Source organism: Variovorax sp. YR750 (genome assembly GCF_900109805.1).
Classification (GTDB): Bacteria; Pseudomonadota; Gammaproteobacteria; order Burkholderiales; family Burkholderiaceae_C; genus Variovorax; species Variovorax gossypii.
In genome coordinates this window covers 20,176-39,824 of record NZ_FOBJ01000002.1, presented here as the reverse complement: position 1 = coordinate 39,824, position 19,649 = coordinate 20,176, and the positions used below count along the sequence as shown (strand labels likewise).

The window sequence follows — 19,649 nt, the reverse complement described above, 5'->3', positions numbered from 1 at the left end:
CTGCTCCTGAAAGAGGGGTTGAGGAAAAAGATGGCTACACGGTCAGGAACGACCTGACCTTGTCCTGGTCGAGCGTCGCGCGCGCCTCGTCGTGCACGAGGCGCCCGCGGTCGATGACGAGAAAGCGGTCGGCCAGGTCGAGCGCGAAGCTCAGCACCTGCTCCGACACCACGATGGCGAAGCCGCGCTCGGCGCGCAGCACGTTCAGCGTTTGCGCGATCTCCTTGATGATCGAAGGCTGGATGCCCTCGGTCGGCTCGTCGAGGATCAGCAGCTTCGGCTCGGAGATCAGCGCGCGCGCGATGGCCAGCATCTGCTGCTGGCCGCCGGAGAGGTTGCCGGCCTTGCGCTGCTTCATGTCCTTGAGCACCGGGAAGAAGCGGTAGAGGTACTCGGGCACCGTGCGGTGGCCCGACTTCGCCGCGCCCGAGAGGATGTTCTGCTCCACCGTGAGAAACGGGAACACCATGCGTCCCTGCGGCACGAAGGCCAGCCCCTGCGCCACGCGCTGGTAGCTCGGCAGCTTCGTGATGTCGGCGCCGCCCAGGCGGATGTGGCCTCCGCGCGCCGGCAGCAAGCCGATGAGCGACTTCAGCAGCGTGGTCTTGCCCATGCCGTTGCGGCCCATGACGGCGACAGCCTCGCCGGGTGCCACATGCAGCGACACGTCGCGGATCACCTGCGATTCACCGTAGGCCACGTTCAGTCCGGAAACTTCGAGCATCCGTTTTCTCCTGTGTTCAGTGGCCGAGGTAGACGTCGATCACGCGCGGGTCGGCCTGCACCTCGGCGGCGGTGCCTTCGCTCAAGAGACGGCCCTGGTGCAGCACGGTCACGCGGTGCGCGATGCGCTTGACGAAATCCATGTCGTGCTCGATCACCACCAGCGACTTGCCCGAGGCGATGCGCCGCAGCAGGTCGCCGGTCTGCTCGCGCTCGCGCGGGCTCATGCCGGCCACGGGCTCGTCGAGCAGCAGCAGCTCGGGCTCCTGCATCAGCAGCATCCCGATCTCCAGCCATTGCTTCTGGCCGTGGCTGAGCTGGCCCGCGCGGCGGTCGAGCTGGTCGAGCAGGAACACGTCGGCCGCCATCGCGTCGATGCGTTCGCGCAGGGCCGCGGTGCGGCGGAAGGTCAGCGACTGCAGCAGGCCGTGCATGCGCGGCAGCGAGATCTCGAAGTTCTCCAGCACCGTGAGGTCTTCATAGACCGAGGGCGTCTGGAACTTGCGGCCCACGCCGGCGCGCACGATCTCGTGCTCGTTCATGCGGGCGAGGTCGGCGCCGTTGAAGAGCACGCGGCCCGAACTCGGCTTGGTCTTGCCGCACACCATGTCGAGCAGCGTGGTCTTGCCCGCGCCGTTCGGGCCGATGATCACGCGCAGCTCGTTGCGCTCGACCGCAAGGCTCAGGCCGTCCACCGCCTTGAAGCCGTCGAAGGACACGGTGAGGTCTTCCACGCGCAGGATCTGCTCGCTGGAAGGCGGCGCCGCCGAAGCGGCCTGCGGCAGGCCGCCGTTGGGCATCGTCATCGTCGCGTTCATGGCACGGCCTCCGCGCCGCGCCGGCGCAGCAGCTTCTCGCCCAGGCCCGCAAGGCCGTTGGGCATGGCCCAGACCACGAGGATGAACACCGCGCCCAGGAAGTACAGCCAGCCTTCGGGAAAGGTCTCCGACAAGTACGACTTGAGAAAGCCGATCAGCAGCGCGCCGATCACCGCCCCCGGAATCGAAAGCCGCCCGCCGACCGCCGCGTAGATCACCATCTCCACCGATGCCACCACGCCGATCACGCCCGGCGCGATCAGCCCGACCTGCAGGCTGTAGAAGGCTCCGCCGATGGACGAAAGCACTGCTGCCACCGCGAACACGAAGGCCTTCATGTGCGCCGTGTTGTAGCCGCTGAAGCGCACGCGGTCTTCGCGGTCGCGGATGGCGATGAGGATCTTGCCGAAGCGGCTGCGCACGACGAGCAGCGAGAGCGCCATCACCAGCCCGACGGCCAGCACCTCGACGAAGTAGATCGTGCGCTTCGCGTCGTCGCTCGCGATGTCCAGGCCCAGCAGCGTGCGGAAGTCGGTGATGCCGTTGGCGCCGCCGGTGTCGCCCTGCTGCCCGATCACCACCACGGTGAGCGTGAGCGCGAGCGACAGCGTGACGATCGCGAAGTACACGCCGCTCACGCGCCGCTTGAAGATCGCGTACGAGAACACGTACGCCAGCACCGCCGGAACCACGAGGATGCCGACCACGGTCCAGCCCAGCGAATGGAAGGGCTGCCACCACGCGGGCAGCTGCTCCACGCTGCTCCACACCATGAAGTCGGGCAGCTCGGGCGCGGAGGCTTCGAGCTTGAGGAACATGGCCATCATGTAGCCGCCCAGGCCGAAGAACATGCCCTGGCCCAGGCTCAGCACGCCGCCGTAGCCCCAGGTCAGCACCACGCCGATCGCGACGAAGGCGAAGGCCAGGTACTTGCCCACGAGGTTCAGGCGGAAGGCATCGAGCGCGAGCGGCAGCACCACGGCCAGCAGCAGGAGCACGGCGGCCATCGAGCCGATGTCGCGCCTGCGTTGTGAAGAGAGCTTCGACAGCATGCTCAGCTCCTCGAACGGATCGCGAACAGCCCGTTGGGCCGGAAGTACAGCACCACGATCACCAGCAGCAGGATCGTCGCCTTGGCCATGGAGCCGCTCATCAGGTACTCGAGCCAGGTCTGCGACTGCGCGATGGAGAAGCCCGAGAGGGCCGTGCCCACCAGGCTCTGCACGCCGCCGAACACCACCACGATGAAGGAGTCGACGATGTAGAGCTGGCCGGTTCCGGGGTTGGTCGAGCCGATCATCGTGAACACCGCGCCCGCGATGCCCGCGAGGCCGGAGCCCAGCGCGAAGGTCATCGCGTCGACGCGGTGCGTGTCGATGCCCACCGCGCCGGCGATGGCGCGGTTCTGCGTCACCGCGCGCACCTTGAGTCCCCACGAGGTGCGGTACAGCAGCAGGTAGACGCCGGTCGCGACCAGCGCGGTGAGCCCCACGATGAAGATGCGGTTCAGCGGCAGCTGGATGCCCGCCGTCGGCTCCCACGCTCCCGCGAGCCACGAGGCCAGCGGCACGCTCACCTCCTGCGCGCCGAAGATCGAGCGGTAGGCCTGCTGCAGCATCAGGCTCAAGCCCCAGGTGGCGAGCAGGGTGTCGAGCGGGCGGTCGTAGAAGAAGCGGATGAAGCCGCGCTCGAGCACGTAGCCGAACGCGAAGGTCACGGCGAACGCGAACGGAATCGCGGCGAACAGGTACAGGTCCATGAAGCCCGGCGCGAAGTGCTCGAAGAAGCGCGCGGCCAGGTAGGTCATGTAGGCGCCGAGGGCCATCAGCTCGCCGTGCGCCATGTTGATGACGCCCATCAGGCCGAACACGATGGCCAGCCCGATCGCCATCAGCAGCAGGATGGTGAACAGGCTCACGCCGTTGAACACCTGCATCACCGCGATGTCGAAGTTCATCGCGTTCAGACCTTCGGGAAGGGGTTGGGCTCGACGAGCTGGGGCGATTCCCACACGATGTCGAACTGGCCGTCGGGGCGCGCACGGCCCACGCGCACCTTCTTCCACACGTGGTGGTTGGTGGCGTGCACGCGCACCGTGCCTTCGGGCGCCTCGATCTCCACGCCCGCGGCAGCCGCCGTGACCTTGTCGACGTCGAAGGACTTGGCCTTCTCCACCGCCAGCTTCCAGAGGTACACGCTGTTGTAGGCCACCTCCATCGGGTCGCCGATCACGCGGTCCTGCCCGTACTTGGCCTTGAAGGCCCTCACGAACTTCTCGTTGGCCGGCGACTTGATGCTCTGGAAGTAGCCCATGCAGGCGTAGTAGCCCGCGGCGTTGTCCTTGCCGATGCCGTCGATCTCGTTCTCCGACACCACGGTGGACAGCAGCACCTGCTTGGCACCGTCCAGGCCCGCCGCGCGCAGCTGCTTGTAGAAGGCCACGTTGGAGCCGCCCACCACGGTGCTGTAGATGCAGTCGGGCTTGGCGGCCTTGATCTTGTTGATGATCGACGAGAACTCGGTGTGGCCCAGCGGTGCGTACTCTTCGCCGAGCACCTTGCCGCCGGCCTTGGCGATGGCCGGCTTGGCGATCTTGTTGCAGGTGCGCGGGTAGATGTAGTCGGAGCCCACGAGGAAGAAGCTCTTGCCCTTCTCGCGCGCCATCCACTCGACTGCCGCGATCACCGACTGCGTGGCTTCCTGCGAGGGGTAGAACACGCGCTTGTCCTGCTCCTGGCCCTCATAGTAGGTCGGATAGAACAGCAGGCCCTTGGCCTGGTTGAGCACCGGCAGCAGCGCCTTGCGCGAGGCCGAGGTGTAGCAGCCGATGATGGCGGCCACCTTGTCGCGCTCCAGCAGCTTGCGGGCCTTCTCGGCGAACACCGGGTTCTCGCTCGCGCCGTCTTCCACCACGGCCTCGATCTTCCGGCCCATCACGCCGCCGGCCGCGTTGATCTCCTCGATGGCCAGCTTCTCGGCATCGACCAGCGAGGCCTCGGCGATGGCGATGGTGCCCGAGAGCGAATGCAGCAGCCCCAGCTTCACGGGGCCGCTGTCCTGCGCCGAGGCGATGCCGGCCACGCCGCCGGCGGCGCCCAGCACGATCATCGAGCCGCCGGTCTTCACGATCTGGCGGCGGTTGAAAACGTTCGTCATGTCAAATTCCTTCGTATTTGTGCGAGTCATCAGGAAGATCCGACCTTCGGAACCGCGCGTTGGGTGTCTCCTCCCGCGGCGCGGCCCTGCAAACGAACGCTGCGTTGCCAGTGCGCTTTTCTCCGGGCAAGGCTCCGCCACCGGATGCGGCGCATCCGTTTCGAAAAAGCACTCTTGCGGCCGAGAAAACAAAAAAGCCCGAACCGGTGGTTAAACCGATTCGGGCTTTATTGCCCGACGCCTCGCTGGCAGCACTGGCAGCGGGTGTCGTATGACTGGTAACGATTGCTCGTTGGGGCGGATTCTTCTCAACTCACCCCGGCATGAACATACGCTGTTTCGCTAATTGGCGAAAACGCGGCGCATGTGTTATTCGCGCTCAGCGCGGGCGCGCGTAGTCCGACTCGATCCACGCGCTCGCACTGCTGGCGGTGAGCCTGAACGCGGGCGACACGCTCACGCTGGCGAGCTCGCTGTCGTCCGCGTCGTCGTAGGCCGTGAGCGTGGCCGTGGGGTTGTCCTCGTCGGGCACGATGGAAAGCGCCACGCGCACGCGCCGGTCGTCGCGCGCAGTGACGGTCACGCTCTTGTTGAGCGTGGCGTGCAGCTGCTGCTCGTGGCGGCGGATGACTTCGGCGGCGGTCTTCACCAGCGTGGAGAAGGCGGGAGCGTCGAGCGGCTTCGGGTTCTTCTTGTCGCGGCCCATGGTCCAGGGGCCGACGAGGGCCGGCTCGGGGTCGCCGTGGCGAGTCATCTCGACGGCCCAGCCGTCGTCTTCCTCGTTCTTGATGACGCGGGCGGTCCAGCGGTCGTCGCGCCAGAGGCGGTCTTCCTGCAGGGGGAGGATGTCGGAGTCTGTTGTCGGTTCGGTCATTCGGTAGGTGTCGGTCTGGCGCGGGGCATTTTCGCCTCCGCCGCCGGGCCACCGATGTGGCGCGCGAGACCCTCGGCCAGCGCATCGAAGGTGGCGCGGCAGCGCGGGCTGCCGCGCAGGTCCTCGTGCATCGTGACCCAGGTGTCCAGCTTCAGAGAGAAACCGCGCGGTATCAGCCGGACCAGCCCGGGGTTGCGGCTGGCCAGCGCCACCTGGCAGATGCCGATGCCGGCACCGGCGCGAATCAGCGCCAGCTGCGTGAGGTCGCTGTCGGTGCGCAGCGAGAAGGCGTCGCGCGTGAAGCCCTTGAGCGCCTTGCCCGCGTTGCGCACGAAGGCCGTGGGCTGGTCGTAGCCGATCAGCGAGTGCGCGGCCAGCTCTTCCAGCTTGCGCGGCGTGCCGTGGCGCGCCAAGTAGTCGCGATGCGCATGAAAGCCCAGCTCGATGTTGCCGATGCGGCGCGCCACCAGCTGCTCCTGCCTGGGGCGCACCATGCGCACGGCGATGTCGGCCTCGCGCCGCAGCAGGTCCTGCACGCGGTTGGTCGACACCAGCTCGACCTTCAGCGCCGGGTGCGTCTCGCGAAGCCCCGCCACGATGGGCGGCAGCACTTCCGCGCAGACGACTTCGCTGGCCGACACGCGCACCACGCCGCGCACGCCTTCGCCCTGGCTGCTGGCGGCGCGCTCCAGCGAGGCGGCGGTGCTTTCCATGGCCTCCGCATGCGTGCGCAGCGCCAGCGCAACCTCGGTGGGCAGCAGCCCCGTCTGCGAGCGCGTGAAAAGCACGGTGCCCAGCGCTTCCTCGAGCGCCGCCACGTGGCGCCCGACCGTGGGCTGGGTGATGCCGAGGGCGCGTGCCGCACCCGAGAGCGAGCCCTCGCGCAGCACGCTCAGGAAAGTGCGGTAGAGCTCCCAGCCGATGTTCGAAGTCATACATAAATGTATGGCCGATAGCTCATGTTCGGCAATTCCAATGGAGCCGACGCGGTTCCAGAATTCTTCCATCGGCAACAACTTCTGGAGCAGTTCATGGCACACGACACGACACGCGGCGACACGGTCCTGGTTCTCGGCGCAACAGGCGGCATCGGCGGCGAGGTGGCCCGCCAGCTGCGCGATGCGGGCTGGGAGGTGCGCGCACTGAAGCGCGATGCGCAGGAAGGAAAGCGCGAGGGCATCACCTGGCTGGCCGGCGACGCGATGGATGCGCAGGCCGTGCGGCGGGCGGCGAAGGGCTGCTCGGTCATCGTGCATGCGGTCAATCCGCCGGGCTACCGCAACTGGTCGGAACTGGTGCTGCCGATGCTCGACAACACCATCGCCGCCGCGAAGGCCGAGGGCGCGACCGTCGTGCTGCCCGGCACGGTCTACAACTTCGGCCCCGACGCCTTCCCGCTGCTGGCCGAGGACTCGCCGCAGCGCCCGCTCACCCGCAAGGGCGCGATCCGCGTCGAGATGGAACGGTGCCTGGAGGAAGCCAGCCGCCAGGGCGCGCGGGTGCTGATCGTGCGCGCCGGCGACTTCTTCGGCCCGAAGGCGGGCAACAACTGGTTCTCGCAGGGGCTGGTGAAGGCGGGGCAGCCCGTCAGGTCCGTGAGCTACCCCGGCAGCGCCGGCGTCGGCCACCAGTGGTCGTACCTGCCCGACGTGGCGCGCACCATGGTCGAGCTGCTGGCGCGGCGCGACCGGCTCGATGCCTTCGCGCGCTTCCACATGGCCGGCCACTGGGACGCCGACGGCACGCGCATGAGCGACGCCATCCGCAAGGTGGTGGCGCGCCGTATCGGCACGAGGGTCGGCGTGTCGGCCTTTCCGTGGTGGCTGCTGACGCTGGCCTCGCCCTTCGTCGTCACCTTCCGCGAAATGCGCGAGATGCGCTACCTGTGGCGCACCCCCGTGGGCATGGACAACGCGAAGCTGGTGGCCTTCCTGGGCCGCGAACCGCACACGCCGCTCGAGGAGGCGGTGGAAGCCTCGCTCGAAGGCATGGGCTGCCTGGCCACGGCGCCGGTGGCCGCTCCGGCCTGACCGGCGGCGCTCAGAACACCGAGAGCCCGGTGCGCGTCACGAAGAGTTCCAGCGCCTTCATGCCCAGCAGCGAATTGCCGGTGGCGTCGAGCGCCGGCGACCACACGCACAGCGTGAGCCTGTCGGGCACCACGGCGACGATGCCGCCACCCACGCCGCTCTTGCAGGGCAGGCCGATCGAGAAGGCCACGTCGCCCGCCGCGTCGTAGGTGCCGCAGGTGAGCATCAGCGCGTTGATGCGGCGCGTCTGCCGCTCGCCGGTGACCTCGGGCTCTCCGTCGATCGGATGCGCGCCGTCGCGGCACAGGAAGGCCGCGGCGCGCGCCAGCTGGCGGCAGCTCATGCGCAGCGCGCACTGGTTGAAGTAGGTGTCGAGCACGGTCTCGACGTCGTTGTCGATCTTGCCGAAGCTCTTCATGAAGTTGGCCAGCGCGATGTTGCGAAAGCCCGTGTCGGCCTCCGAACGGGCCACCTCGTCGTCGAAGGCGATGGGCTCGCCGCACAGGCTCGACATGAGCGCGAGGATGTCGGCCTTGGCGCTGCCGCCGCTGGCCCTGGCCTGGCTCACGAGCCGGTCGGCCACCGCGATGGCGCCTGCATTGATGAAGGGGTTGCGCGGCTTGCCCTGTTCGTTCTCCAGCTGCACCAGCGAGTTGAACGGGTTGCCCGAGGGCTCGCGGCCGATGCGCTCCCACAGCGCGTCACCCATGCGCTGCATGGCGAGCGTGAGCGTGAAGAGCTTCGACACGCTTTGGATGGAAAAGGGCGTCGCGAAGTCGCCCGCGCCGGCCTCCTCGCCCTCGCAGGTGCGCAGCGCGATGCCGAATTGCCGCGCATCGACGCGCGCGAGCGCCGGGATGTAGCTGGCCACGGTGCCGCCCTGGCCCAGCTGCGGGCGCAGGGTGGCGACGATCTCGTCGAGGACGGGCTGGAATTTGCTGGTCTTGCTGCTCATGCGGTGCGTTGTACCGCAGGCCGCCGGTTCACCAGCACGATGCCCAGCGCCACGCCGATGAGCGCCACGATCAGCTGCGCCGTGAGCGGCTCCTTCAGCAGCGCCACGCCGAACACCAGCGCGAACAGCGGCGTGAGGAAGGTGAAGGAAGACATCTGCGTGGCCGGGTAGTGCCGCAGCAGCCACATCCACGCGAGGTAGCTGGCGAAGGCGCCGACCACCGTCTGCAGGCCGATGGAGGTCCAGGCCCAGGCGGAGTACGAGAAGCCCCAGTGCTCGCCGAGCCCCAGCGACAGCACCGGGCACATCGCGGCAGTCACCGCCACTTGGTAGAACAGCGTCTTCTCGGCACTGGCCGTGGCCAGGCGCGTGGTGCGCAGCGTGAGCGTGGTCAGGCCCCAGAGCATGCCGGCCGCCAGCGCCATGCCGTCGCCGATGAGCTGCGACGAGCTCATGTGGGCGAAGCCCTCGCTGAAGGCCAGCACCACGCCCGAGAACGCGATGAAGAGCCCCAGCCACTGGAAGCCGCGCAGCCGCTCGGCCGGCACCCAGCGCGGCAGCAGCAGCGACACCCAGAAGGGCGCGGTGTAGAGAAACACCGTGAGCCGCGAGGCGCTGGTGTGCTGCAGCCCGAGGTAGATGCCGGCGAATTCACCCGAGAACAGCAGGCCGGCCAGCAGCCCGGGCCACAGCGTGCCGTCGCGCTCGAAGAGCGGCACGCGCCGCCACACGCACCAAAGCCACAGCAGCACGGTCGCGCCGACCATGCGGATCGAGGCCTGCCACATCGGCGGCACCTCGGCCACGGTGGTCTTGATGAGGATCTGCTGCAGGCCCCAGAAGGCGCAGCAGGCGATGAGCAGGCCTATGGCGAGGCTGTCGAGGTGGGTCTTGCGCTGGATCATTCGGGGCGGTCGATCGAACGGGTGGCGGCGGCGGATGGCCGCTCGATTCATCCGATGATCGTATCGCGCCCGCGCATTCCGCGTGGGCTCACTGGGCAAAGGCGTCCAGCGCGGGCAGCGGCGCCTGTCGCTCGAAGCGCTGGCCGATGGCCTGCAGCGCGGCCTCCAGGAACTGCAGGAACATGCCCATGGCCACCGTGGTCGTCTGGCCCGAGCGCTGGTAGAGGCAGCTGAACGAGCGCGCGCCCGCGTCGGCCAGGCCGGTCCACACCAGCGTGCCGCGCTCCACGTCCTCGGCCACGTTCTCGGGAATGAGAAAGCCGATGCCGGTGCCGCCGGCCACGAGGCGCCGCACCATCGCGACCGAGCTGGTCTCCACCAGCGGGCGCACCTTGCGGTGCTCGCGGTGGTCGATCTGGTCGACCATGGCGCGCAGCTCGGTGTCGGGCGTCATGAGGATCAGCGGGTGCTCCAGGCAGTCGCGCAGCCGCGGCAGCTTGCCCAGCGCCGCCAGCGGATGGCCCGGCGGCGTGACCAGCCCCAGGTGCTGCGGAAAGCTGCGGATCTCCTCCACGCCCGGCGGCGGCTTGCGGCGCAGGCAGAAGCCGATGTCCGATTCGCCGTTGGCCACCCATTTCAGGATGTTCTCGCCGCTGCCCGAGCGCACGCCGTAGGTCACGCCGGGGTAGTTCTTCATGGCGGTCTCGATGACCTCGGGCACCAGCTGCTCGGCCGACGAATGCGGCACCGCCAGGTTGATGTGCCCGCGCCGCAGCGAGCGCAGGTCTTCCACCTGGGCCAGCGCGTTGTCGAAGTCGCGCTGCCCGCGCCGGACGGCCGCCACCATGATCTCGCCCGCGGTGGTCAGCTGCATGCCGCGCGGCAGCCGGTCGAAGAGGGGCGTGCCCACCTGCTCCTCGAGGTTGAGCACCTGCTGGTGGACGGCCGCGGCCGTGAGGTGCAGCGCCTCGGCCGCCTTGCGCACCGAACCGCGGCGGGCCACTTCGTCGAAACAGCGGAAGGTCTGGGAGATGGCGCGCATGGTGGCGGAAGTGTATGGATTTTCTATACGCGCCGTACGAAACAAACAGATTTTCCTGACGGATGATGCGGCCTAGATTCGCACCTTCTTCAATCTCCCGAGGTTCGTTCCCGTGACCACCACCGTCGACCAGATCACCCAGCGCCGCCGCGGCACCGGCCTGATCGCCCACGACCCGGCGCTGAGCGCCGGCGGCTACACCCTGATCGCGCCGCAGACCGACGACGGCAACGTCTACCTGGTCGACATCGAGGGCCGCGTGGCGCACCAGTGGAAGATGCCGGTGCGCCCGGGCCGCGCGGCCGTGATCCTGCCCAACGGCAACCTCGGCTACAACGGCAACCACGCCGATTCGCCCGAGATCTACCCGGCCTGGTCGCTGTGGCACGGCGGCGATTTCTACGAGGCCACGCCCGAGGGCGAGATCGTCTGGCGCTACCAGGACCCGACGCACCACCACGACGCCCGCTGGCTGGCCAACGGCCACCTGCTGTACGCCGGCTGCGCGCCGGTGCCTGCCGGTTTCGCCGAACGCGTGCCCGGCGGCACGGCCCACGGCCCCGACGAGACCATGTACGGCGACGTGATCCGCGAGGTCGACCGCGGCGGCCAGCTCGTATGGGAATGGAAGGCCTGGGAGCACCTGGCGCCGGAAGACTTCCCCATCCACCCCGGCTTCGGCCGCACCCACTGGCCGCTGGTGAACGGGCTCGACGTGACGGCCGACGGGCTGGTGCTCATGAGCCTGCGCACCACCTCGGGCATCGTCGGCATCGACCGCGCCACGCGCGGCGTGAAGCTGCACATTCCGCCCTCGGTGCTGTCGCACCAGCACGCGCCGGTCGCGCTGGAGAACGGCAACGTTCTTGCTTTCGACAACGGCAACTTCCGCACCGGCAAGCATGTGGCGTTCTCGCGCGTTCTCGAAATCGATCCGGCCTCCAACGAGGTCGTGTGGCAGTACGCGGACGAGCTGGTCAACGCCTTCTACACCGCCTACATGGGCAGCGCGCAGCGCCTGCCCAACGGCAACACGCACGTCACCGAGTCGGCCACGGGGCGCCTGTTCGAGGTCACGCCGGCCGGCGAGGTGGTGTGGGAGTACGTGATTCCCTGGTTCGCCGAGTACCCCGACGAGGCCGCGCGCAAGTACGTGCCCGGCCGCCAGAACAGCGTGTTCCAGACCTTCCGCTACAGCGCGGCGCAACTTCCCTGGCTCAAGGTTTCCGCATCATGATTTCTTCCGCTCTTCGCCGACTGGCCCTTCCGCTGGTCATGGCGCTGCCCTTCGCGGCGCAGGCCGCCGATGCGCCCAAGCCTGTGCGCATCCTCAGCAACTGGTTCGCCCAGCCCGACCAGGCCGGCTACTGGCAGGCCCAGCAGGACAAGCTCGGCAAGGAGGCCGGCATCGAGATCAGCGTGCTGCAGGGCGGCCCGAAGATCCAGACCATTCCGCAGGTGGCTTCGGGCCAGGCCGAGTTCGGCATCGGCAACGCCGACGACGTGCTGCTGGCCCGCTTGCGCGGCGCGCCGGTGCGCGCGGTGTTCGCGCACCTCGACTACGTGCCCTACACGCTGGTCTACCACGCCGATCCGGCCGTGAAGTCCATCGCCGACCTGCAGGGCCGCACCTTCGCGGTGAACATCGGCAATGCCTACTGGGAGTGGACGAAGAAGCAGTACAAGCTCGCCGGCACGCGCGAGATCCCGGTGAGCGGCGACCTCAGCCTGTTCCGTAACGACCCGAAGATGGTGCAGCAGGGCTACTCGCTCTTCCTGCCCGCGCGCATGGCCGCGGCCGGCGTGCAGGTGCAGCAGATCACGCTGGCCTCGCTGGGCTACAAGCCCTACAACGTGCTTTTCACCACCGACGACATGATCCGCAAGAACCCCGCGCTGGTGAAGGCCACCATCGCGGCGGTGCAGAAGGGCTGGGCCGGCTACGTGCGCAACCCGCAGGGGCTCAAGCCGCTGATCACCGGCATGAACAAGCAGATGACGCCCGAGATCTACGACGCGGCCAACAAGGAAATGATCGAGACGCTGATCTCGCACGACCTCGGCCGCATCGGCTGCATGACGGATGCGCGCTGGAACGAACTGGCGGGCCAGCTGCGCAGCGTCGGCTTCCTGCCGGCGGGCTTCGACGCGAAGCAGGGCTACGACCGCACGCTGGCGCCGGGCTGCAACCCATGAGCGACAAGGGCGCGGCCGTCGGGCTGGAGGGTGTGTCGAAGCGCTTCGACACGCGCAAGGATGGCGGGCTGCTGGCGCTGGACAAGGTCGACTTCGCGCTGCGTCCCGGCGAGTTCGTCTCCATCGTCGGCCCCTCGGGCTGCGGCAAGTCGACGCTGCTGCGCATCATGGCGGGGCTGGTCGCGCCGAGCACCGGGCGCTGCACGTGGCCGGACGGCGTCGAGACCGCCTTCGTGTTCCAGGAGGCCGCGCTGCTGCCCTGGCGCAACGTGGAGCGCAACGCGCAGCTGCTGATGGAGCTCGAAGGCCACTCGCCCGACAGCTACCGCCCGCGCGCGGCGGAGGCGCTGAAGCTGGTGGGGCTCGCGGGTTTCGAGAAGTCGTATCCGCACCAGCTCTCGGGCGGCATGCGCATGCGGCTGTCGCTGGCGCGCGCGCTGGCCCTGCGACCCGGGCTGCTGCTGCTCGACGAGCCGCTGGCGGCGGTGGACGAACTCACGCGCGACGTGCTGCAGGAAGAGCTCTCGTCGCTGTGGCGGCAGGCCGGCTTCACCGGCGTGCTGGTGACGCACAACGTGCACGAGGCGGTGTACCTCTCGAACCGCGTGGTGGTGATGTCGCCGCGGCCGGGGCGCATCCTGGACGTGATCGACGTGCCCTTCGCATTCCCGCGCGCGCCGGAGCTGCGCGCCAGCGCGGACTTCGCCGCACTCACGGGGCAGGTGACGTCGGTGCTGCGCGCGCAGCATCACGCGCAGGCCGTGGCTTGAGGGAGTGGAGATGACCCGATCTTCTTCCCCTGCATTGGCCCTCGCGCGCAACGCCGCGCCCGTGGTGGCGGTCGCGCTGCTCGCCATCGGCCTCTGGTGGCTGTTGAGCGCCACCGTCTACCAGGGCAAGGGCTACCTGCTGCCCTCGCCGCAGGAAGTGGCGGCGGCCACCGCCGAGAACGCCGCAACGCTCGCGGGCGCCACGCTCTCCACGCTGAAGGAGGCGCTGCTGGGCTACGCGCTGGCCATCGTCGTCGGCATCGCCGGCGCCGCGGTGCTGGCGCAGTCGCGGCTGCTGGAGCGCAGCCTGTATCCGTACGCGGTGCTGCTGCAGACCGTGCCGGTGGTGGCGATCGCGCCGCTCATCGTGCTCTGGTTCGGCTACAACGAGCTGTCGGTGGTGATCGTGAGCTTCATCATGTCGCTCTTTCCGATCATCAACAACACGATGCTGGGCCTGCGCTCCACCTCGCGCAATCTCGCGGAGCTGTTCGCGCTGCACCGCGCGAGCGGGCTGGTGTCGTTCTGGAAGCTGCGGCTGCCGGGCGCGCTGCCGCACATCTTCGCGGGGCTGCGCATCTCGGCGGGGCTGTCGGTGATCGGCGCCATCGTGGGCGAATTCATCATCGGCTCGGGCAATGCCGAAGGCGGGCTGGGCGTGCAGATCGTCTTCGCGCAGGGGCGCATGTACACCGCGCTGCTGTTCGCCGAGGTGATTGCGGCGACGCTGCTGGGCTTTCTCTTCTTCCTGGCGGTGAGTGCGATCGGACGGCTGCTGCTGCGGCACTGGCACGAATCGGCGCTGGGGAGCTAGCCGGGCCGCCTATTTCGCCTATTTCGCCTGTTTCGCCGCGGCGGCCACGGGGTAGGGCGGCTTGCCGCGCGTGCCTGTCATCAGGTCGGGCACGACGGTTTCCACGTCGGCCACCGCGCGCGCGGCGCGCTCCAGCTTCTTCGCGAGCGCCGAGTCCGGCACGCAGCCCTGCAGGTACACCCAGCGGCGCTGGATGATGACCCAGACGCTGCCCTTCTTCACGCCCGGCACGGCCAGCAGCGCGGCGCGCACCTTGGGTGCGAGCGGCTTGTCGTAGCGGTAGGCGTTGCTGTCGGCGCACTTGCCGGCCAGCCAGCAGGTGGTGCCGCGTTCCAGCCGCGAGTGGGTCTGCAGGCGGCGTTCCTCGGTCGTGTAGAACGGGCCCTCGGGCACTGCGCAGGCCGGCAGGCCCGACGACAGCTGGAAGAACGGGTCGTCGAACCAGTTCTGCTTGAGCGGTGCCGTGGCTTCCTGCGCCGTGCCGGTCTGCGCGGCGAGCAGCAGGACGAGCAGGAGCGCAGGGCGGAGGGTCACAAGGGATGCTCTGTGTAGAAGCGCCCGCCGTGGAAGAGCAGCGGCGAAGCGCCCGCGTTGTGGGAGCAGCGCTCCACCTCGCCGACGAAGATCACGTGGTCGCCTTCGTCGTAGCGGCTGCGGTTGAAGCACTCGAAGCTGGCCGCCGCGCCCACCAGCACCGGTGCGCCGCCCAGGCCCTCGGTGAAGGCCACGTCGGCCCAGCGGTCGATGTTCTTGGTGGCGAAGCGTTCGGCCAGCGCCTTCTGGTTGGCCGCCAGGATGTTCACCGTGTAGTGCGAGCCGGCGCTCAGCGCGGGCATCGAGCCGGCCGCGCGAGAGAGGCTCCACAGCACCAGCGGCGGCGTCAGCGACACCGAATTGAAGGAGTTGGCCGTGAGGCCGACCAGCGTGCCGTCAGCCGCGCGCGCGGTCACGACGGTGACGCCGGTGGCGAACATGCCGAGGGCTTCGCGAAACTCGTCGGACGAAAAGGAGGGCGGCTGGGCCCGGCGGGGAGTGGTCACAAGAAAGGAAGCAATGGCTTGGAGGCGGAGGGCCATTTTGGCTCAGCGCCCGCCGGCCTGCCCGGCCGGGTCCATCAACTCTGCTACCAGCCGGGTATAGACGGCAGCGGCCGGGGAGGGCGTTCGCCCCGCCAGCGTGACGAGGCTGTAGTGCGTCTGCATGCGCTCCAGGCCCGCCACCGGCAGGGGAACGAGCGTGTCCGTGTCGTGGCCTGGGACGGGCGCGACCGGCGCGAGGATCACCGCGTCGGCCGTCAGCGCCAGGTGCCGCAGCGTGCCTGCGTCGTCGCAGGTCACGTTGAACACGCCGCGGTCGCCGCGCGGGGCCACCCGCTCGAACTGCATCGCCACCTCCGCCGGCAGGCGCGGGCCGGCGACGGGGTAGGCCATGAGCTTCTCGAGCGTCGCCGGCTGCTGCCTGGGCTTCAGCAGCGGGTGCTTGGCTCGCACGAAGAAAGACACCGGCAGGTTGGGCAGCCGCGCGAGCTTCAGGCCGGGCTGCTGCTTCGTCAGGTCGCGCGTGTCGGCGACGAACAGGTCGAGCTCGCGGCGGTGCAGCCGCTCGCACAGCGTGGCGGTGTCGGCCACCTCCATGCGCATCTGCAGCTGCGGGTGGCGCTGCGTCATGAGCGACAGCGCCGCGCGGCCCAGCGTGCCGGCGGCGAAGGGGCCGAAGCCCACAGCAAGGCTGCCGATGGCGAGGCCTTCGAGCTGCAGCACGTCGCGCGCGATCTGCTGCGCGTCGGCCAGCAGCTCGCGGGCGCGCGCCAGCACCAGTTCGCCGGCCTGGGTGAAGCGCACGCTGCCGTAGGCGCGGTCGACCAGGCGGGCCTGCAGGTTCTCTTCCAGGTTCTCGATGCTGCGGGAAAGCGCAGGCTGCGAAAGATGCACTGCCTGGGCCGCGCGGCCGAAGCTGCCCTGGTCCGCCAGGGCGACGAGATGCTGGAGCTGGCGAAGCTGCATTTTGCGTTTTGCTTCAAAAGGAAGCGCATATTTTGCATTTGCCAATGATTCTGGTGCTTCGCAGAATCGCCGGATGACTTCTTCCTCGCCAGCTTCCTCCTCCTTCTCCGCTGCGCTCGTCGCCCTTGCATGCGCGCTGGGCGTGCCCTCGGCCTCCTTCGCGCAGGCAGCGCCCAAGGCGCCCGAGCCCTCCACGCTCAAGGCCAACGCCGACATGGCGAAGACGCTGCCCTTCGCCAACCGGCAGGACTTCGAGGACGCGATGCACGGCTTCGTCGGCACCGTGCCCGACGCGCTGGTGCCGGGCTCCGGCGCTCGCCCGGTCTGGAGCATGAAGCCCTACGACTTCCTCAAGGCCGACGCGCCGGCCGACACCGTCAACCCGAGCCTGTGGCGCCAGGCGCAGCTCAACGCGATCCATGGCCTCTTCAAGGTGACCGACCGCGTCTACCAGGTGCGCGGCTTCGACATCGCCAACATGACCATCGTGGAAGGCGACAGCTCGCTGATCGTGATCGATCCGCTGCTGGCCGCCGAGACCGCGCGCGCCGCGCTGGAGCTCTACTACCAGCACCGCCCGCGCAAGCCGGTGGGCACGGTGATCTACACCCACGGCCATGCCGACCACTTCGGCGGCGTGAAGGGCGTGGTCGACGAGGCCGACGTGAAGGCCGGCAAGGTGCAGGTGCTCGCGCCCTCGGGTTTCATGGAAACGGCGGTGGCCGAGAACATCCTCGCGGGCAACGCGATGAGCCGGCGCTCGCAGTACCAGTTCGGCACGCTGCTGCCGCCCGGCCCGCGCGGGCAGGTCGACACGGGGCTGGGCAAGGCGCTGGCGCGCGGCACCATGTCGCTGATCGCGCCCACGTCGACCATCGACAAGCCGACGGAAGAGCGCGCCATAGACGGTGTGCAGTTCGTCTTCAGGCTGGTGCCGGGCTCCGAGGCGCCGTCGGAAATGCTCATGTACCTGCCGCAGTTCCGCGTGCTCAACATGGCGGAGGACGTGACGCACAACATGCACAACCTCTACACCATCCGCGGTGCCGAGGTGCGCGACGGCAACCTGTGGTCGAAGTACATCGACGAGGCCCGCGTGGCCTTCGGCGGCAAGGCCGAGGTGCTGATCGCCCAGCACCACTGGCCGACCTTCGGGCAGGAGCGCATCGTCGACCTGCTGAAGAAGCAGCGCGACATGTACAAGTTCATCAACGACCAGTCGCTGCGCCTGCTCAACCAGGGCTACACATCGGCCGACATCGCCGAGACGCTGCGCATGCCCGCGAGCCTGGAGCAGGAATGGTCCGCGCGCGGCTACTACGGCACGCTGCGGCACAACGCCAAGGCCGTCTACCAGAAGTACCTGGGCTGGTACGACGCCAACCCAGCCAACCTGAACCCGCTGCCGCCGGTGGCCTATGCGAAGAAGACGGTCGAGTACATGGGCGGCGCCGACGCCGTGCTGGCGCGTGCGCGGGAAGATTTCAGGAAGGGCGAGTTCCGCTGGGTGGCCAGCGCGATGAGCCAGCTCGTGTACGCAGACCCGTCCAACCGCGCGGCCCGCGAGCTGGGCGCCGATGCGCTCGAGCAGATGGGCTACCAGTCGGAGGCCGGCACCTGGCGCAGTGCCTACCTCGTGGGCGCGATGGAGCTGCGCAACGGCGTGCCGAAGATCCCGGGCGGCAACAGCTCCAACGCCGACACGCTGAAGGCCGTGAGCAACGACTTGTTCTTCGACTTCCTCGGCGTGCGGCTCGACGCCGCCAAGGCCGAGGGCAGGAAGATGGTCATCAACTGGAACTTCACCGATTCCAATCAGCAGTTCGTGCTGACGCTGGAGAACTCGGCGCTCACGCACATTGCCGGCCAGCAGCCTGGGGCCGACGCCACGGTGACGCTGAGCCGGGTCGTGCTCGATGCGGTCACGCTGAAGGAGACGAGCTTCCCGGCGGCGGTGCTCACCGGCAAGGTGAAGATCGACGGCGACCGCGCGAAGCTGGCCGAGCTGATGTCGATGCTCGACACATTCGAGCCGATGTTCCCGATCGTCGAACCGAAGGCTCAGCCGAAGAACCAGTAGCACACCGCGATGGCGGCCACCACGCCCGCCACCTCGGCCAGCAGCGCGCAGGACACCGCGTGCCGCGTGCGCTGGATGCCCACCGCGCCGAAGTACACGGCCAGCACGTAGAAGGTGGTCTCGGTGCTGCCCTGGATGGTGGCCGCCACCAGCGCGGGGAAGCTGTCGACGCCCTGGCTCTTCATGGTCTCGATCAGCATCGCGCGCGCCGCGCTGCCCGAGAAGGGCTTGACCAGCGCGGTGGGCATGGCGTCGACGAAGCGGGTGTCGAAGCCGACCGCGCCCACCAGCCGGCGCAGGCCGTCGAGCGCGAAGTCGAGCGCGCCCGAGGCGCGCAGCACGCCGATGGCGCACAGCATCGCGACGAGGTACGGCAGCAGGTTCTTCGCGATGTCGAAGCCTTCCTTCGCTCCTTCGATGAAGCATTCGTACACCTTGATGCGGCGGACGGCGCCCGCCAGCAGGAACACGATGATCACGCCGAACAGCGTGAGATTGCCCAGCAGCGACGACAGCGAGGCGATGGCGGTTGCCGACAGCGTGCCCAGCAGCGCCATGAAGCCGCCCAGCAGCAGCGCGCCCGGCACCAGGTAGGCCAGCACCACCGGGTCCCACAGCCGCAGGCGCTGTGCCACCGCCACCGACAGCAGCCCCACCAGCGTGGAGGCGCTGGTGGCCAGCAGGATCGGCAGGAACACCAGCGTCGGGTCGCTCGCGCCCTGCTGCGCGCGGTACATGAAGATCGTGACCGGCAGCAGCGTCAGCGACGAGGCATTGAGTACTAGAAAGAGGATCTGCGCGTTGGTGGCCGTCACTGGATCGGGGTTCAGCCGCTGCAGCTCGCGCATCGCCTTCAGGCCGATGGGCGTGGCGGCGTTGTCCAGCCCCAGCGCGTTGGCCGCGAAGTTCATGGTGATGAGCCCCAGCGCCGGGTGCCCCGCCGGCACGCCCGGCATGAGCCGCCTGAAGAGCGGCCCCAGTAGCCGCGCGAGCCAGCCCACCAGCCCCGCAGCCTCGGCGATGCGCAGGAAGCCCAGCCAGAGCGTGAGCGTGCCGAACAGCAGCACCATCACCTCGACCGCCAGCCGCGCCATGGCGAACAGCGCCTCCACCAGCGCGGCGAACACGGTCGGGTCGCCCCCGACGAGCCACCGCCCCAGCGCCGCCAGCGCCGCCACCCCGAAGAAACCCAGCCACAAGCCGTTGAGCACGCTTCTTTTCCTTTTGTTTCGCTTCGATGATAGAGCCGCCATCCGGGCCCGCCGCGAGCTACAGTTCGGCCC

The 19,649-nt window shown here is 68.8% G+C and carries 20 protein-coding genes; 6 read left to right on the top strand and 14 right to left on the bottom strand.

All coding sequences use genetic code 11. The features are described from left to right. Window positions 1-34: 34 nt before the first annotated feature. The 7 genes from urtE to BMY35_RS03625 all read right to left on the bottom strand — a co-directional run bounded on the left by urtE (window position 35) and on the right by BMY35_RS03625 (window position 6,506). Complete coding sequence (gene urtE, locus BMY35_RS03655; RefSeq protein WP_093195658.1) at window positions 35-724, bottom strand: urea ABC transporter ATP-binding subunit UrtE; 690 nt, start codon at window positions 722-724, stop codon at window positions 35-37. Between the two features lie 16 nt (window positions 725-740). Beyond that, a complete protein-coding gene (gene urtD / locus BMY35_RS03650; RefSeq protein ID WP_093196157.1) occupies window positions 741-1,523 on the bottom strand; it encodes an urea ABC transporter ATP-binding protein UrtD in 783 nt (260 codons plus the stop codon). A gap of 14 nt (window positions 1,524-1,537) precedes the next feature. Further along, on the bottom strand, window positions 1,538-2,593 hold the full coding sequence (gene urtC / locus BMY35_RS03645) for an urea ABC transporter permease subunit UrtC (RefSeq protein ID WP_093195657.1): 1,056 nt from the start codon (window positions 2,591-2,593) through the stop codon (window positions 1,538-1,540). Between the two features lie 2 nt (window positions 2,594-2,595). Next, on the bottom strand, window positions 2,596-3,498 hold the full coding sequence (urtB, locus tag BMY35_RS03640; protein WP_093195656.1) for an urea ABC transporter permease subunit UrtB: 903 nt from the start codon (window positions 3,496-3,498) through the stop codon (window positions 2,596-2,598). 5 nt (window positions 3,499-3,503) lie between these two features. Continuing rightward, window positions 3,504-4,697: an urea ABC transporter substrate-binding protein gene (gene urtA / locus BMY35_RS03635; protein ID WP_093195655.1), complete on the bottom strand. Its 1,194-nt coding sequence runs from the start codon at window positions 4,695-4,697 to the stop codon at window positions 3,504-3,506. Between the two features lie 379 nt (window positions 4,698-5,076). Then, complete coding sequence (locus BMY35_RS03630) at window positions 5,077-5,571, bottom strand: hypothetical protein (protein WP_093195654.1); 495 nt, start codon at window positions 5,569-5,571, stop codon at window positions 5,077-5,079. Beyond that, complete coding sequence (locus tag BMY35_RS03625; protein ID WP_093195653.1) at window positions 5,568-6,506, bottom strand: LysR family transcriptional regulator; 939 nt, start codon at window positions 6,504-6,506, stop codon at window positions 5,568-5,570. The genes BMY35_RS03630 and BMY35_RS03625 overlap by 4 nt, the downstream gene beginning before the upstream one ends. A 96-nt stretch (window positions 6,507-6,602) precedes the next feature. On the opposite strand from BMY35_RS03625, the gene BMY35_RS03620 reads away from it, so the two are divergent. After that, window positions 6,603-7,601 carry an NAD-dependent epimerase/dehydratase family protein gene (locus tag BMY35_RS03620; protein WP_093195652.1) on the top strand — a complete coding sequence of 333 codons (999 nt, stop codon included), beginning with the start codon at window positions 6,603-6,605 and terminating at the stop codon, window positions 7,599-7,601. A 10-nt stretch (window positions 7,602-7,611) separates the two neighbouring features. On the opposite strand, the gene BMY35_RS03615 is transcribed toward BMY35_RS03620, so the two are convergent. The 3 genes from BMY35_RS03615 to BMY35_RS03605 form a co-directional block, all read right to left on the bottom strand. Continuing rightward, window positions 7,612-8,556 carry a glutaminase gene (locus BMY35_RS03615; protein WP_093195651.1) on the bottom strand — a complete coding sequence of 315 codons (945 nt, stop codon included), beginning with the start codon at window positions 8,554-8,556 and terminating at the stop codon, window positions 7,612-7,614. Continuing rightward, the gene (locus tag BMY35_RS03610) at window positions 8,553-9,461 is read right to left on the bottom strand and encodes a DMT family transporter (protein ID WP_093195650.1); all 909 of its coding nucleotides are present in this window, start codon (window positions 9,459-9,461) and stop codon (window positions 8,553-8,555) included. Before BMY35_RS03610 ends, BMY35_RS03615 begins: the two co-directional genes overlap by 4 nt. An 88-nt stretch (window positions 9,462-9,549) precedes the next feature. Beyond that, a complete protein-coding gene (locus tag BMY35_RS03605) occupies window positions 9,550-10,503 on the bottom strand; it encodes a LysR family transcriptional regulator (protein WP_093195649.1) in 954 nt (317 codons plus the stop codon). A gap of 112 nt (window positions 10,504-10,615) precedes the next feature. Between BMY35_RS03605 and BMY35_RS03600 the strand changes: the two genes are divergently transcribed. The 4 genes from BMY35_RS03600 to BMY35_RS03585 are packed head-to-tail and all read left to right on the top strand — an operon-like array spanning window position 10,616 to window position 14,283. Then, window positions 10,616-11,740 (top strand): aryl-sulfate sulfotransferase, encoded by a 1,125-nt coding sequence (locus BMY35_RS03600; RefSeq protein WP_093195648.1) that lies wholly within the window; start codon window positions 10,616-10,618, stop codon window positions 11,738-11,740. Further along, a complete protein-coding gene (locus BMY35_RS03595) occupies window positions 11,737-12,699 on the top strand; it encodes an ABC transporter substrate-binding protein (protein WP_093195647.1) in 963 nt (320 codons plus the stop codon). The genes BMY35_RS03600 and BMY35_RS03595 overlap by 4 nt, the downstream gene beginning before the upstream one ends. Further along, the gene (locus BMY35_RS03590) at window positions 12,696-13,469 is read left to right on the top strand and encodes an ABC transporter ATP-binding protein (protein ID WP_093195646.1); all 774 of its coding nucleotides are present in this window, start codon (window positions 12,696-12,698) and stop codon (window positions 13,467-13,469) included. The genes BMY35_RS03595 and BMY35_RS03590 overlap by 4 nt, the downstream gene beginning before the upstream one ends. Window positions 13,470-13,479: 10 nt before the next feature. Then, window positions 13,480-14,283 (top strand): ABC transporter permease, encoded by an 804-nt coding sequence (locus tag BMY35_RS03585; protein ID WP_093195645.1) that lies wholly within the window; start codon window positions 13,480-13,482, stop codon window positions 14,281-14,283. Window positions 14,284-14,301: 18 nt separating this feature from the next. Here BMY35_RS03585 and BMY35_RS03580 read toward each other — a convergent pair whose 3' ends face one another. Genes BMY35_RS03580 through BMY35_RS03570 form a run of 3 tightly spaced genes read right to left on the bottom strand, consistent with a single transcriptional unit; the run spans window position 14,302 to window position 16,286 of the window. Beyond that, the gene (locus tag BMY35_RS03580) at window positions 14,302-14,817 is read right to left on the bottom strand and encodes a BON domain-containing protein (protein ID WP_093195644.1); all 516 of its coding nucleotides are present in this window, start codon (window positions 14,815-14,817) and stop codon (window positions 14,302-14,304) included. Next, window positions 14,814-15,359: a flavin reductase family protein gene (locus BMY35_RS03575; RefSeq protein WP_176947421.1), complete on the bottom strand. Its 546-nt coding sequence runs from the start codon at window positions 15,357-15,359 to the stop codon at window positions 14,814-14,816. The genes BMY35_RS03580 and BMY35_RS03575 overlap by 4 nt, the downstream gene beginning before the upstream one ends. Window positions 15,360-15,365: 6 nt before the next feature. Next, window positions 15,366-16,286 carry a LysR family transcriptional regulator gene (locus BMY35_RS03570; protein ID WP_093195642.1) on the bottom strand — a complete coding sequence of 307 codons (921 nt, stop codon included), beginning with the start codon at window positions 16,284-16,286 and terminating at the stop codon, window positions 15,366-15,368. A 73-nt stretch (window positions 16,287-16,359) separates the two neighbouring features. Between BMY35_RS03570 and BMY35_RS03565 the strand changes: the two genes are divergently transcribed. Continuing rightward, window positions 16,360-18,366 carry an alkyl/aryl-sulfatase gene (locus BMY35_RS03565; RefSeq protein WP_093195641.1) on the top strand — a complete coding sequence of 669 codons (2,007 nt, stop codon included), beginning with the start codon at window positions 16,360-16,362 and terminating at the stop codon, window positions 18,364-18,366. Here BMY35_RS03565 and BMY35_RS03560 read toward each other — a convergent pair. Continuing rightward, window positions 18,348-19,577: a nucleoside recognition domain-containing protein gene (locus tag BMY35_RS03560; RefSeq protein ID WP_093195640.1), complete on the bottom strand. Its 1,230-nt coding sequence runs from the start codon at window positions 19,575-19,577 to the stop codon at window positions 18,348-18,350. The genes BMY35_RS03565 and BMY35_RS03560 overlap by 19 nt on opposite strands. Between the last annotated feature and the right edge of the window lie 72 nt (window positions 19,578-19,649).

Bases quoted from the DNA above. Each gene is read 5' to 3' on its own strand.
- BMY35_RS03575 (WP_176947421.1), bottom strand. From the start codon at position 15,359: ATGGCCCTCCGCCTCCAAGCCATTGCTTCCTTTCTTGTGACCACTCCC.
- BMY35_RS03610 (WP_093195650.1), bottom strand. From the start codon at position 9,461: ATGATCCAGCGCAAGACCCACCTCGACAGCCTCGCCATAGGCCTGCTC.
- BMY35_RS03590 (WP_093195646.1), top strand. From the start codon at position 12,696: ATGAGCGACAAGGGCGCGGCCGTCGGGCTGGAGGGTGTGTCGAAGCGC.
- BMY35_RS03585 (WP_093195645.1), top strand. From the start codon at position 13,480: ATGACCCGATCTTCTTCCCCTGCATTGGCCCTCGCGCGCAACGCCGCG.
- urtA (WP_093195655.1), bottom strand. From the start codon at position 4,697: ATGACGAACGTTTTCAACCGCCGCCAGATCGTGAAGACCGGCGGCTCG.
- urtC (WP_093195657.1), bottom strand. From the start codon at position 2,593: ATGCTGTCGAAGCTCTCTTCACAACGCAGGCGCGACATCGGCTCGATG.
- urtD (WP_093196157.1), bottom strand. From the start codon at position 1,523: ATGCCCAACGGCGGCCTGCCGCAGGCCGCTTCGGCGGCGCCGCCTTCC.
- BMY35_RS03605 (WP_093195649.1), bottom strand. From the start codon at position 10,503: ATGCGCGCCATCTCCCAGACCTTCCGCTGTTTCGACGAAGTGGCCCGC.
- urtB (WP_093195656.1), bottom strand. From the start codon at position 3,498: ATGAACTTCGACATCGCGGTGATGCAGGTGTTCAACGGCGTGAGCCTG.
- BMY35_RS03630 (WP_093195654.1), bottom strand. From the start codon at position 5,571: ATGACCGAACCGACAACAGACTCCGACATCCTCCCCCTGCAGGAAGAC.
- urtE (WP_093195658.1), bottom strand. From the start codon at position 724: ATGCTCGAAGTTTCCGGACTGAACGTGGCCTACGGTGAATCGCAGGTG.
- BMY35_RS03615 (WP_093195651.1), bottom strand. From the start codon at position 8,556: ATGAGCAGCAAGACCAGCAAATTCCAGCCCGTCCTCGACGAGATCGTC.
- BMY35_RS03620 (WP_093195652.1), top strand. From the start codon at position 6,603: ATGGCACACGACACGACACGCGGCGACACGGTCCTGGTTCTCGGCGCA.
- BMY35_RS03595 (WP_093195647.1), top strand. From the start codon at position 11,737: ATGATTTCTTCCGCTCTTCGCCGACTGGCCCTTCCGCTGGTCATGGCG.
- BMY35_RS03570 (WP_093195642.1), bottom strand. From the start codon at position 16,286: ATGCAGCTTCGCCAGCTCCAGCATCTCGTCGCCCTGGCGGACCAGGGC.
- BMY35_RS03625 (WP_093195653.1), bottom strand. From the start codon at position 6,506: ATGACTTCGAACATCGGCTGGGAGCTCTACCGCACTTTCCTGAGCGTG.
- BMY35_RS03565 (WP_093195641.1), top strand. From the start codon at position 16,360: ATGACTTCTTCCTCGCCAGCTTCCTCCTCCTTCTCCGCTGCGCTCGTC.